This is a genomic window from Micromonospora zamorensis, assembly GCF_900090275.1.
GTDB classification, from domain to species: Bacteria; Actinomycetota; Actinomycetes; order Mycobacteriales; family Micromonosporaceae; genus Micromonospora; species Micromonospora zamorensis.
Map to the genome: position 1 here is coordinate 1,814,763 of NZ_LT607755.1, position 12,622 is coordinate 1,827,384.

The 12,622-nt window shown below is 65.5% G+C and carries 7 protein-coding genes and 3 rRNA genes; 9 read left to right on the top strand and 1 reads right to left on the bottom strand.

What is annotated here, in order from left to right; translation table 11 throughout:
- Positions 1–158 precede the first annotated feature (158 nt).
- From GA0070619_RS08185 to GA0070619_RS08205, 5 genes are all read left to right on the top strand, one after another.
- Positions 159–665 carry an ArsR/SmtB family transcription factor gene (locus GA0070619_RS08185; RefSeq protein ID WP_231927322.1) on the top strand — a complete coding sequence of 169 codons (507 nt, stop codon included), beginning with the start codon at positions 159–161 and terminating at the stop codon, positions 663–665.
- 52 nt (positions 666–717) lie between these two features.
- Positions 718–2,193, top strand: a complete 1,476-nt coding sequence (locus GA0070619_RS08190) for a serine hydrolase domain-containing protein (protein ID WP_088947511.1) — start codon at positions 718–720, stop codon at positions 2,191–2,193.
- A gap of 38 nt (positions 2,194–2,231) precedes the next feature.
- Positions 2,232–2,732, top strand: coding sequence for a GNAT family N-acetyltransferase (locus GA0070619_RS08195; RefSeq protein ID WP_088947512.1), 501 nt, complete (start codon positions 2,232–2,234; stop codon positions 2,730–2,732).
- 9 nt (positions 2,733–2,741) lie between these two features.
- Positions 2,742–3,383, top strand: a complete 642-nt coding sequence (locus GA0070619_RS08200) for a hypothetical protein (RefSeq protein ID WP_088947513.1) — start codon at positions 2,742–2,744, stop codon at positions 3,381–3,383.
- Positions 3,384–3,534: 151 nt separating this feature from the next.
- On the top strand, positions 3,535–4,872 hold the full coding sequence (locus GA0070619_RS08205) for a hemolysin family protein (RefSeq protein ID WP_088947514.1): 1,338 nt from the start codon (positions 3,535–3,537) through the stop codon (positions 4,870–4,872).
- Positions 4,873–4,891: 19 nt separating this feature from the next.
- Here the strand turns inward: GA0070619_RS08205 and GA0070619_RS08210 are convergent, their stop codons facing one another.
- Positions 4,892–5,275 carry a PaaI family thioesterase gene (locus GA0070619_RS08210; RefSeq protein ID WP_172862181.1) on the bottom strand — a complete coding sequence of 128 codons (384 nt, stop codon included), beginning with the start codon at positions 5,273–5,275 and terminating at the stop codon, positions 4,892–4,894.
- A gap of 107 nt (positions 5,276–5,382) precedes the next feature.
- On the opposite strand from GA0070619_RS08210, the gene tyrS reads away from it, so the two are divergent.
- The 4 genes from tyrS (at position 5,383) to rrf (ending at position 12,539) form a co-directional block, all read left to right on the top strand.
- Entirely contained in the window at positions 5,383–6,675 is a 1,293-nt protein-coding gene (tyrS, locus tag GA0070619_RS08215; protein ID WP_088951638.1) for a tyrosine--tRNA ligase, read from the top strand.
- A 642-nt stretch (positions 6,676–7,317) separates the two neighbouring features.
- A 16S ribosomal RNA gene (locus GA0070619_RS08220) occupies positions 7,318–8,834 on the top strand.
- A gap of 384 nt (positions 8,835–9,218) precedes the next feature.
- Positions 9,219–12,329: ribosomal RNA gene (locus GA0070619_RS08225) — 23S ribosomal RNA — on the top strand.
- Between the two features lie 93 nt (positions 12,330–12,422).
- Positions 12,423–12,539: ribosomal RNA gene (gene rrf, locus GA0070619_RS08230) — 5S ribosomal RNA — on the top strand.
- Together the 16S, 23S and 5S rRNA genes form the textbook arrangement of a ribosomal RNA operon.
- The last annotated feature ends 83 nt before the right edge of the window (positions 12,540–12,622 follow it).

Sequence of the window (12,622 nt, forward strand, 5' to 3'; positions counted from 1 at the left end):
CCGCGCGGCGCGACATCCGCACGCCGTCCGTCTCACCATCTCGCTTACTGATCACCCAGGGCAGAGGCCTTGCGCCCGAGGGGCTCGGGACCAAAGACCCGCCGGGCCCCCGGGCCCGCGGGGTTGTACGGGAATACGTTTGTACGTACTATCAACCTATGACCACCACCATGGAGTCGCGGCTCGCCGCGCTGGAGACCCAGGTCGCCGCGTTGAACGAGCGCCTGGCAGCGGCGCCACCAGCGCCGCCCGCATCCGAGGGCACCTTCTGGGCCCTCGACGGCCTCAAGCAGCGCCTGCCGCCCGAGGGCACCGGCGCAGTCCTCTACACCGGCACCGTCCGCGTCGCCGGGCAGCACTACGACTGGCAGTACGGCCGCACCGTCGACGACGTGCTCGCCGCCGACTGGACGGAGCTGGCCAGCACGCTCTCCGCGTTGGCCCACCCGGTGCGGCTGCGGCTGCTGCGCGAGATCCTCGACGGCCGGCAGAGCACCAGCGAGCTCGCCGAGATCGAGGAGCTGGGCACCACCGGCCAACTCCACCACCACCTGCGCCAGATCACCGCCGCCGGCTGGCTGAGCAGCACCGGCCGGGGTCGGTGGGCCGTCCCCGCCGAACGCGTGGTGCCGCTGCTGACCATCCTCACCGCCGCCGGCCGATGACCCACGCCCGCAGCACCGACAGCCCGCACGACGAGCAGCAGGGAGAAGCACCATGCGCCGGACGACAGTGATCACCATCGTCGTCGCGCTGATCGCCGGCCTCGCCGGAATCGCGCTCATGCCCCGGGTGGCCCGCCTCGGCGCGCAGACCACCGGCGACGCCGACCTGGCCGGCGCCGCACGCGCGGCCGTACGCGACCCGTCGGGACACCGTGGGCTCGCCGTCGCCCTGGTCGAGAACGGCCGGATCCGCACCGCTGGCCTGGGTGACCGGGACCGGACCGGCCAGCCCGTCGAGCCCGGCACCTCGTTCGAGATCGGCTCGGTCACCAAGGCGCTCACCGGCATGCTCCTCGCCGACCAGGCCGCCGCCGGGGTCGTCCGCCCCGACGATCCTCTCGGCGCCACCTGGCCCACGGTCACCGGCCCCGCCCGCGACGTGACGCTCGCCGAGTTGGCCAGCCACCGCGCCGGTCTGCCCCGGCTCGCTCCCGACGGCATTCTTGGCTGGGCCCGCATCCTCTGGTCCAACGTGTCCGGCGGCAACCCGTACGCCGGGCAGGACACCGACGCCATCCGCAGCGCCGCCGACCGGGTCACCCCCGACGACGACGATCGCGGGGAGGTCCACTACTCCAACCTCGGGCCGTCCGTGCTCGGTCACGCGCTCGCAGCCAGGGCCGGTGTCGCGTACGCCGATCTGCTGCGGGCGCGGCTGCTCCAACCGCTCGGGATGGACGCCACAGTGATCGCCACCCACGCCGACGACCTGCCGGCCGGTCGCGCGCACGGCGGCCGGGCCTCCGGCCGGCCCCTCGACACCTGGTCGGGAGTGGGGTACGCCCCGGCCGGCGTCGGCCCCTGGTCCACCGCGGAGGACCTGGGCCGGCTGGCCGCCGCGACCCTCGCCGGCGCCGCACCCGGCGCCGACGCCACCACCGCCCGCTTCCGCGAGGACGAGAACACCCACATCGGGTACGGCTGGTTCACCACCCGGCACGGCGACCACGAGGTGGTCTGGCACAACGGCGCGACCGGCGGGTTCCGGTCCTACATCGGCCTCGAACGGGCCACCGGCAGGGCGGTGGTGGTGCTCGGCAACACCGACAAGGGCGTCGAGCCGATCGGGCTGCGACTGCTCGGCGTACCGGAGAAGGAGGCGGGGGCGGGGACTCCGCCGGCTCCCGTCTGGATCGGCGCCGGTCTCGCGGTGGCGTTCACCTTCCTCGGCGGCCTGTCCCTGCTCGGCACCGCCCGCCGCCGCGAACTGGACCGGGTGACAGTGGTGGCCGCGGTGGTGTGGGCGTTCGCCTATCTCGGGTTGGCGCACCGGATGGGCGACTGGTCGGTGGTGCCGGTCTGGCTCTGGCCTCTCGGGGCCGGTCTGTCCGCGGCGGGAGCGACACTGGCCGTGACCCGGTGGTCCGCCCTGCCGGTGGTCGACGCGCGGGTGCCGTGGCGTCGCCTGCTGTCGGTGGCCAGCTCCCTGCTCGCCGCCGTGCTGGCGGTCGCCGCCGTGAGCGACTGAGCGAGCCGCGCGGGCCCGCCGTTGCGTACCCTCGGCCGATGACTTCTGATCTGCGGCTGCGCCCGGTCCTGGAGGACGACCTCGTCGAGTTCTTCCTGTTCCAGCAGGACCCGGAGGCCAACCGGATGGCCGCCTTCGTCGCCAAGGACCCGTCCGACCGTCGAGAGTTCGCCCGGCACTGGGCGCGGGTGCTCACCAACCCGGCGAACCGGGTCCGGACCGTCGAGGTCGACGGCGAGGTGGTCGGCTACGTGAGCGCCTTCCCGGTCGACGACCAGACCGAGGTCAGCTACTGGATCGACAGGGAACGCTGGGGCCGGGGCCACGCCACGGCGGCCCTGGCCGCCCTGCTGCGCGAGCTGCCCCGCCCGGTGCACGCCCGCGCCGCCAAGGACAACGCCGCGTCCCTCGCGGTGCTGCGCAAGTGCGGGTTCGTGGTGGTCGGCGAGGACTCGGGGTACGCCAACGGCCGCGGCGAAGACGTCGAGGAGTGGCTGCTGGAGCTGCCCGCTGACGCTTCTGACCTGGGCGGGCACTAGTCTCGCGGCGTGAACTGGTTGGATCTCGTCGGCTGGGCCGGCTCCGCGGTGCTGGTCTGGTCGCTGCTGCAGTCGCGCATCCTGCGGCTGCGCGCGCTCAACCTCGTCGGCTGCCTCGTGCTGATCGGCTACAACGCCGCGATCGAGGTCTGGCCCATGGTCGGGCTCAACGTCGTGCTTACGGTGATCAACCTCTGGTATTTGCGGGGAATGCTCGCCACCCGGCACGACGAGAAGACCTACCAGGTGGTCGAGGTCGGCGTCGGCGACCAGTTCCTCGCCCACACGCTGCGGGTACACGCCGCCGACATCGCCCGCTTCAACCCCGACTTCCGGTGGGACCCGGACACCTTGGGACGATCCGCCTTCCTGGTGGTCACCGCCGACGAGGTGGTCGGCGTCGTGCTGTCCCACGCCGAGGCGCGCGGCGTCGCCCAGATCGACCTGGACTACGTGACCCCCAAGTTCCGCGACTTCACCCCGGGCGAGTTCGTCTACCGGCGCAGCCACCTGTTCACCGAACGAGGCTTCCGCCAGGTGGTCAGCCCGCCCCGGATGGTCGCGCCGTACTACCACCGGCTCGGCTTCCGCCGGGAGGGCGACTCGTACGTCCTCGATCTGCCGACCACCCCGGCCGCCGATCCCGCGTAGCGTCACCGGCGACCTATCGGCGTAGCCTCGCCGGCGCAGGATTCAGCGGGCACCGGACGGGGCAATCACACGCCTACGCCGGGCGGGCTCGCCGACCGGCGGGCGCCGCGCGTACCGGCCGGTGCCACCACCACGAGGGAGCGAACCGGGCGTGCAGAGCTACGGGAGCCAACTGGCCCTGGTCGGAATCCTGGTCGTGATCAACGCGCTCTTCGCCGGCAGCGAGATGGCGTTGGTGTCACTGCGGGACAGCCAGATCCAGCGGTTGGAACGGACCAGTCGCGGGGGCCGGGTGCTGGCCCGCCTCGCCAAGGACCCGAACCGCTTCCTGGCCACCATCCAGATCGGCATCACCCTCGCCGGCTTCCTCGCCTCCGCCGCCGCGGCGGTCTCGCTGGCCAAGCCTCTCGTGCCGCTGCTCGGAATCTTCGGCGGCGCCGCCGAGACGATGGCGATCGTGGTGGTCACCCTCGCGCTGACGTTCGTCACCCTCGTCTTCGGCGAGCTGGCACCCAAGCGGATCGCCATGCAGGCCGCCGAGCGGTGGGCGCTGCTGGTGGCCCGCCCACTCGACCTGCTCGCCACGTTCACCCGCCCGGCCGTCTGGGCGCTCGGCGCCACCAGCGACGTGGTGGTTCGCCTGGTCGGGCTCAACCCCAAGCACCAGCCGGAGGAGATCGGCCCGGACGAGCTGCGGGACATCGTCGCCGGCAACCACGGCTTCACCAAGGAGCAACGCACCATCATCGCCGGCGCGGTGGAGATCGCCGACCGGCGGTTGCGGGCTGTCCTCGTACCCCGGTTGCAGGTCTTCACGCTCGACAGCGGGACCACCGCGGAGGCCGCGCGGCTCGTGCTGGCCGCCACCGGGCACTCCCGCGCGCCGGTCGTGCGACACGGCGGCCTGGACGACACGGCCGGCGTGATCCACCTGCGCGACCTGGTGGGGGTGCCCGACGACCGCCCGGTCGACGAGATCGCCCGCCCTCCGATGCTGCTGCCCGACTCGTTGCCCGTCGTGGAGGCGCTGCGCCAGTTCAAGGCCGAGCGCCAGCACATCGCACTCGTCGTGGACGAGCGCGGCGCGGTCGACGGCATCGTCACGCTGGAGGACATCCTGGAGGAGATCGTCGGTGAGATCTACGACGAGACCGACCGGGACGTGCGCTCGGTCCGCCGCGACCCCGACGGCGCGCTCCTGCTGCCCGGCACCTTCCCGGTGCACGACCTGCCGGACATCGGCGTCGAGCTGCCGTCGCGCCCGGAAGGCGACTACACCACCGTCGCCGGGCTGGTGCTGGCCCGACTCGGGCACATCCCCACCGTCGCCGGCGAGGACGTCACCCTGGACGGCTGGGTGCTCATGGTGGCCGGCATCGACCACCGGGCGATCACCGAGGTACGGGTCAGCCGGGTGCCCGACGACACCGACTCCGACTCCGACGCCGACCTGACCTCGGAGCCGGTGCTGGACGAGGCCCGCAGCTGAACCGTCCGGGTGCCGCCGCTCAGTCGCGCGAGAGGTTCTGGAGGCGGACCTGACCGCGGGCGACCAGCCGCTCGTCGGCGTCGGTGATCTCCACCTGCCACAGCTGCTGGCTGCGGCCCCGGTGCACCGGCGTGCCGACCGCGGTCAGCTCCCCGTCCCGGACGGCCCGCAGGAAGTCGGTCTGGTTCGACACGCCGACCACAGTGCCCCGGTCGCCCAGCCAGAGGGAACCACCCACGCTGGCCGCGGTCTCCACGACCGAGCAGTACACCCCACCGTGCTGAATGCCGAACGGCTGGTGCAGCTCCGGTCGGACCTGCCAGCTGATGACCACCCGGTCGGCGGACGCCTCTTCGAACTTCAGGCCGAGCAGGGCGACAAAACCACCCGTCAGATCCGGCATCTCCACGGCAGAACCCCTCCTCGATCAACGGGGCGCAAGCCTAACCGGGGCGGGTTACGGGAAACCCGGTACGGGTCGGTGCCGGCGATGGGGGAGAATCGGTGACCGTGACCGACAGCAGCCCCCCGCCGTCCGGGCGGGACTCCCTGACCGACGACCTGCTCTGGCGTGGCCTCATCCAGGACTCGACCGGCCTCGACGAGCTGCGCGAGCTGCTCGACGGTGGGACGGCCACCACCTATTACGTGGGTTTCGACCCCACCGCGCAGAGCCTGCACGTCGGCTCGCTCATGCAGGTCACCACGGCCCGCCGGCTGCAACTCGCGGGGCACCGCCCGTTGCTGCTGGTGGGCGGGGCGACCGGGCAGATCGGTGACCCTAAGGAGAGCGCCGAACGGACGCTCAACCCGCCCGAGGTGATCGCCGGCTGGGTCGAGCGGATCCGTGAGCAGCTCGCGCCCTTCGTGTCGTACACGGGGGACAACGCCGCGCAACTGGTCAACAACCTGGACTGGACCGGCGAGATGTCGGTGGTCGAGTTCCTGCGCGACGTGGGCAAGCACTTCCCGGTCAACAAGATGCTCGCCCGGGAGGTGGTGCGGGCGCGGCTGGAGACCGGCATCAGCTTCACCGAGTTCAGCTACCAGCTGCTGCAGGCCAACGACTTCTACGAGCTGCACCGGCGGCACGGCTGCCAGCTTCAGTTCGGCGGGTCCGACCAGTGGGGCAACATCACCGCCGGCGTCGACTACGTACGTCGACGTGGCGCGGGGCCGGTGCAGGCGTTCACCACGCCGCTGGTCACCAAGGCCGACGGCACGAAGTTCGGCAAGACCGAGGGCGGCGCCGTCTGGCTCGACCCGACGTTGACCAGCCCGTACGCGTTCTACCAGTTCTGGCTCAACGTCGATGACCGCGAGGTCGACCGCTACCTGCGCTACTTCAGCTTCCGTACGCGCGACGAGCTGGAGGAGTTGGCGAAGGCGACGGCCGAGCGGCCGGCGGCCCGCCTGGCACAGCGGGCGCTCGCCGAGGAGCTGACCACCCTGGTGCACGGCGCCGACGAGACCCGACAGGCGATCGCCGCCAGTCAGGCCCTCTTCGGCCGCGGGTCGCTGGACGACCTGGCCCCGGAGACGCTGCGCGCGGCGTTGACCGAGGCCGGCCTGGTGCGTCTCTCCGGCGAACTGCCGGATGTGGCGGGGTTGTTGCGGGACTCCGGGCTTGTCAGTGGCCTCAAAGAGGCCCGTCGGGTGATCGCCGAGGGCGGCGCCTACGTCAACAACAACCGGGTGACCGAGGTGGACGCCGGGGTGTCGGCGACCGACCTGCTGCACGGGCGATACCTGGTGTTGCGCCGTGGCAAGCGCTCGTTCGCGGGCGTTGAGCTGGGAGAATAGTCGACTGTCGACGATGTGACGGGGGACGCGTCCGGCGGATTTGACGATCATCCCGCCGGACGCGTAACTTTCTCTCTGCCAGCGCGGAACGGACGAAACAGGCGAAAGCCTGAGACGGCCGGAGCGCAGGCCAACGGCCTCGGGGTCGGGCGGGCATGCCCACCGGATCCTGGACCGGGAGGTGCCGCCAGAAACGCCGCGAGGCGGATTTGGTGCGGCGAAACCGACCGGGTATGGTTACGAACCGGCAGGGCACCGGGCAAGCTTGCGGGAAACCGCAGCGGCCGGCCTGCCAAATCCGTGACGAGAGCGGCGCAAGCCGGTCGAGACATGGTGCCCGCATTACCGGGAGAAGCACGACGAACCGCGAAACACCGGTTTGACACGGCGGAAACCAGCGGGTAACGTAGTAAAAGTGCCTGGCGCTGGAAAGCGCTAAGGGACACGAACGAAAGCCCCGGTTGGGGTTCCGCTGAGGTGGGGCTTCTGGTCGGTGTGTGGTTGTTCTTTGAGAACTCAACAGGGTGCTTGTAAAGCCAGTGCCAATTATGATTTATACCCCGGACTGGTCAGTTTTTGCTGGCTGGTTGGGATTCCTTTGGCAACATTTGTTTGTTGTCAGGATGCTGTTCAACTAATTTTTTGTTGGAGAGTTTGATCCTGGCTCAGGACGAACGCTGGCGGCGTGCTTAACACATGCAAGTCGAGCGGAAAGGCCCTTCGGGGTACTCGAGCGGCGAACGGGTGAGTAACACGTGAGCAACCTGCCCCAAGCTTTGGGATAACCCTCGGAAACGGGGGCTAATACCGAATAGGACTTCCGGCCGCATGGCTGGGGGTGGAAAGTTTTTCGGCTTGGGATGGGCTCGCGGCCTATCAGCTTGTTGGTGGGGTGATGGCCTACCAAGGCGACGACGGGTAGCCGGCCTGAGAGGGCGACCGGCCACACTGGGACTGAGACACGGCCCAGACTCCTACGGGAGGCAGCAGTGGGGAATATTGCACAATGGGCGGAAGCCTGATGCAGCGACGCCGCGTGAGGGATGACGGCCTTCGGGTTGTAAACCTCTTTCAGCAGGGACGAAGCGAGAGTGACGGTACCTGCAGAAGAAGCACCGGCCAACTACGTGCCAGCAGCCGCGGTAAGACGTAGGGTGCGAGCGTTGTCCGGATTTATTGGGCGTAAAGAGCTCGTAGGCGGCTTGTCGCGTCGACCGTGAAAACTTGGGGCTCAACCCCAAGCCTGCGGTCGATACGGGCAGGCTAGAGTTCGGTAGGGGAGACTGGAATTCCTGGTGTAGCGGTGAAATGCGCAGATATCAGGAGGAACACCGGTGGCGAAGGCGGGTCTCTGGGCCGATACTGACGCTGAGGAGCGAAAGCGTGGGGAGCGAACAGGATTAGATACCCTGGTAGTCCACGCTGTAAACGTTGGGCGCTAGGTGTGGGGGACCTCTCCGGTTTCCTGTGCCGCAGCTAACGCATTAAGCGCCCCGCCTGGGGAGTACGGCCGCAAGGCTAAAACTCAAAGGAATTGACGGGGGCCCGCACAAGCGGCGGAGCATGCGGATTAATTCGATGCAACGCGAAGAACCTTACCTGGGTTTGACATGGCCGCAAAACTCACAGAGATGTGAGGTCCTTCGGGGGCGGTCACAGGTGGTGCATGGCTGTCGTCAGCTCGTGTCGTGAGATGTTGGGTTAAGTCCCGCAACGAGCGCAACCCTCGTTCGATGTTGCCAGCGCGTTATGGCGGGGACTCATCGAAGACTGCCGGGGTCAACTCGGAGGAAGGTGGGGATGACGTCAAGTCATCATGCCCCTTATGTCCAGGGCTTCACGCATGCTACAATGGCCGGTACAATGGGCTGCGATACCGCGAGGTGGAGCGAATCCCAAAAAGCCGGTCTCAGTTCGGATCGGGGTCTGCAACTCGACCCCGTGAAGTCGGAGTCGCTAGTAATCGCAGATCAGCAACGCTGCGGTGAATACGTTCCCGGGCCTTGTACACACCGCCCGTCACGTCACGAAAGTCGGCAACACCCGAAGCCGGTGGCCCAACCCCTTGTGGGAGGGAGCCGTCGAAGGTGGGGCTGGCGATTGGGACGAAGTCGTAACAAGGTAGCCGTACCGGAAGGTGCGGCTGGATCACCTCCTTTCTAAGGAGCACCTTCACCTGAAAGGGTGCAAGGAGCCCGCGGCCCACGGATGTTGGGTCGGGGTGCTCAGATGGCGGAGACACTGGCAAGTTTTTCCTCGGCAACGGCCGGGTTCCTTCTAGTACAGCTGCTTTCGGGTGGTGGGAACGAAGTCCCTGGTGCGGCTGAGAAGAAATGTGAGCACCCTGTTGGGTCCTGAAGGAACAACCATTGGTTGTTGTTTCAGAGACTTGGCCAGCCCCCCGGTGTGGGGGCTGGGAGTCTGCCAGGCATGGCCTGGCCCCACATACCGCTGGTCCTGAAGGGCTGGGTTTGGTGTGGGGCGGATCGGGTTGTGGGTTGGTCGTTTGTTGAGAATTGCACAGTGGACGCGAGCATCTTTGTGGTCAAGTTGTCAAGGGCGAACGGTGAATGCCTTGGCACCAGGAGCCGATGAAGGACGTGGGAGGCCGCGATAGGCCTGGGGGAGCTGTCAACCAAGCTGTGATCCCAGGGTGTCCGAATGGGGAAACCTGGCACCAGTCATGTGGTGTCACCCACACCTGAACACATAGGGTGTGTGGAGGGAACGCGGGGAAGTGAAACATCTCAGTACCCGTAGGAAGAGAAAACAATTTAGTGATTCCGTGAGTAGTGGCGAGCGAAAGCGGATCGAGGCTAAACCGGCTGCGTGTGATACCTGTCAGGGGTTGCGTGGTCGGGGTTGTGGGACCCTGCTGAACAAGCTGACACTTGTTCGAGAAGTTACAAAGTTAGTGGCTAGTCGAACAGTCTGGAATGGCTGACCGTAGACGGTGAAAGTCCGGTAGGTGAAAGTTGCTGACCTTCTGTGGGTGTTCCCGAGTAGCGGCGGACCCCTGAAATCTGCCGTGAATCTGCCAGGACCACCTGGTAAGCCTAAATACTTCCTGGTGACCGATAGCGGACAAGTACCGTGAGGGAATGGTGAAAAGTACCCCGGGAGGGGAGTGAAATAGTACCTGAAACCGTTCGCCTACAATCCGTCGGAGCCTTGCGGGGTGACGGCGTGCCTTTTGAAGAATGAGCCTGCGAGTTAGTGGCATGTGGCGAGGTTAACCCGTGTGGGGGAGCCGTAGCGAAAGCGAGTCTGAATAGGGCGATTCAGTCGCGTGTCCTAGACCCGAAGCGGAGTGATCTAGCCATGGGCAGGCTGAAGCGCGGGTAAGACCGCGTGGAGGGCCGAACCCACCAATGTTGAAAAATTGGGGGATGACCTGTGGTTAGGGGTGAAAGGCCAATCAAACTCCGTGATAGCTGGTTCTCCCCGAAATGCATTTAGGTGCAGCGTCGCGTGTTTCTTGCCGGAGGTAGAGCACTGGATGGTCTAGGGGGCCCACAAGCTTACCGAAATCAGCCAAACTCCGAATGCCGGTAAGTGAGAGCGCGGCAGTGAGACTGCGGGGGATAAGCTTCGTAGTCGAGAGGGAAACAGCCCAGATCACCAGCTAAGGCCCCTAAGCGTGTGCTAAGTGGAAAAGGATGTGGGGTCGCATAGACAACCAGGAGGTTGGCTTAGAAGCAGCCACCCTTTAAAGAGTGCGTAATAGCTCACTGGTCAAGTGGTTCCGCGCCGACAATGTAGCGGGGCTCAAGCACACCGCCGAAGCTGTGGCATTCACATTTTAACCTCGCTTGGACTTGATTCCTTGTGCAGGTGTGTGGATGGGTAGGGGAGCGTCGTGCCGCGAGTGAAGCAGCGGGGTGACCCAGTTGTGGACGCGGCACGAGTGAGAATGCAGGCATGAGTAGCGAAAGAAGGGTGAGAAACCCTTCCGCCGGATGACCAAGGGTTCCAGGGCCAGGCTAATCCGCCCTGGGTGAGTCGGGACCTAAGGCGAGGCCGAGAGGCGTAGTCGATGGACAACGGGTTGATATTCCCGTACCCGCGAAAGAGCGTCCCTGATGAACCTCGTTGTGCTAACCACCTGAACTGACTGATGTCTTCGGACGGATGTCGGGGAGGCTGGGAACCTGATGGGTAGTAGTCAAGCGATGGGGTGACGCAGGAAGGTAGCTGAGCCCGGCCGGTGGTTGTGCCGGGGTAAGCGTGTAGGCCGTGTTGTAGGCAAATCCGCAACACATTTAAGGCTGAGACGTGATGCCGAGCCGATTCAGGTGAAGTCAGTGATCCTATGCTGCCGAGAAAAGCCTCTAGCGAGTTCTTAGCGGCCCGTACCCCAAACCGACACAGGTGGTCAGGTAGAGAATACCGAGGCGATCGGGCGAACTGTGGTTAAGGAACTCGGCAAATTGCCCCCGTAACTTAGGGAGAAGGGGGGCCGGAGACGTGAAGCCCCGCGCGGGTGGAGCGTTGTATGGCCGCAGAGAGCAGGGGGAAGCGACTGTTTACTAAAAACACAGGTCCATGCGAAGAAGTAATTCGATGTATATGGACTGACGCCTGCCCGGTGCTGGAACGTTAAGGGGACCTGTTAGCTCTTCGGGGCGAAGCGGAGAACTTAAGCGCCAGTAAACGGCGGTGGTAACTATAACCATCCTAAGGTAGCGAAATTCCTTGTCGGGTAAGTTCCGACCTGCACGAATGGCGTAACGACTTCCCCACTGTCTCAACCACAGGCCCGGCGAAATTGCAGTACGAGTAAAGATGCTCGTTACGCGCGGCAGGACGGAAAGACCCCGGGACCTTTACTATAGCTTGACATTGGTACTCGAATTAGTTTGTGTAGGATAGGTGGGAGCCGGTGAAGTCCATACGCCAGTATGGGTGGAGGCAATCTTGAAATACCACTCTGGTTGATTTGGGTATCTAACTTCGGACCGTTATCCGGTTCAGGGACAGTGTCTGGTGGGTAGTTTAACTGGGGCGGTTGCCTCCTAAAAGGTAACGGAGGCGCCCAAAGGTTCCCTCAGCCTGGTTGGCAATCAGGTGTTGAGTGCAAGTACACAAGGGAGCTTGACTGTGAGACTGACAGGTCGAGCAGGGACGAAAGTCGGGACTAGTGATCCGGCACTTGCGAGTGGAAGCGGTGTCGCTCAACGGATAAAAGGTACCCCGGGGATAACAGGCTGATCTTCCCCAAGAGTCCATATCGACGGGATGGTTTGGCACCTCGATGTCGGCTCGTCGCATCCTGGGGCTGTAGCAGGTCCCAAGGGTTGGGCTGTTCGCCCATTAAAGCGGTACGCGAGCTGGGTTTAGAACGTCGTGAGACAGTTCGGTCCCTATCCGCCGTGCGCGTAGGATACTTGAGAAGGGCTGTCCCTAGTACGAGAGGACCGGGACGGACGAACCTCTGGTGTGCCAGTTGTCCTGCCAAGGGCACGGCTGGTTAGCTACGTTCGGAAGGGATAACCGCTGAAAGCATCTAAGCGGGAAGCCTGCTTCAAGATGAGGTATCCCACCCACCTTGGTGGGGTAAGGCCCCCAGCTAGACGACTGGGTTGATAGGCCGGAAATGTAAGCCCGGTAACGGGTTCAGTTGACCGGTACTAATAGGCCGAGGACTTGACTACTAAGCTGCTACGCGTCCACTGTGCAACTCTCGATAAACGAACAACAGACCACACACTTTTTGGTGTTGGTGTTGTTTGACATGTCGATAGAGTTACGGCGGTCATGGCGGAGGGGAAACGCCCGGTTACATTCCGAACCCGGAAGCTAAGCCCTCCAGCGCCGATGGTACTGCACTCGTGAGGGTGTGGGAGAGTAGGACGCCGCCGGACAATCTTCCAGTCGAGGGCCGCCCCATCCGGGTCGGCCCTCGACTGCGTAGCGCCATTGGTGGCGCAATCAGGAAGGATGTACC

Excerpts from the sequence above, each read along its gene's own strand:
- GA0070619_RS08185 (WP_231927322.1), top strand. The coding sequence starts at position 159 with ATGACCACCACCATGGAGTCGCGGCTCGCCGCGCTGGAGACCCAGGTC.
- GA0070619_RS08190 (WP_088947511.1), top strand. The coding sequence starts at position 718 with ATGCGCCGGACGACAGTGATCACCATCGTCGTCGCGCTGATCGCCGGC.
- GA0070619_RS08195 (WP_088947512.1), top strand. The coding sequence starts at position 2,232 with ATGACTTCTGATCTGCGGCTGCGCCCGGTCCTGGAGGACGACCTCGTC.
- GA0070619_RS08210 (WP_172862181.1), bottom strand. The coding sequence starts at position 5,275 with ATGCCGGATCTGACGGGTGGTTTTGTCGCCCTGCTCGGCCTGAAGTTC.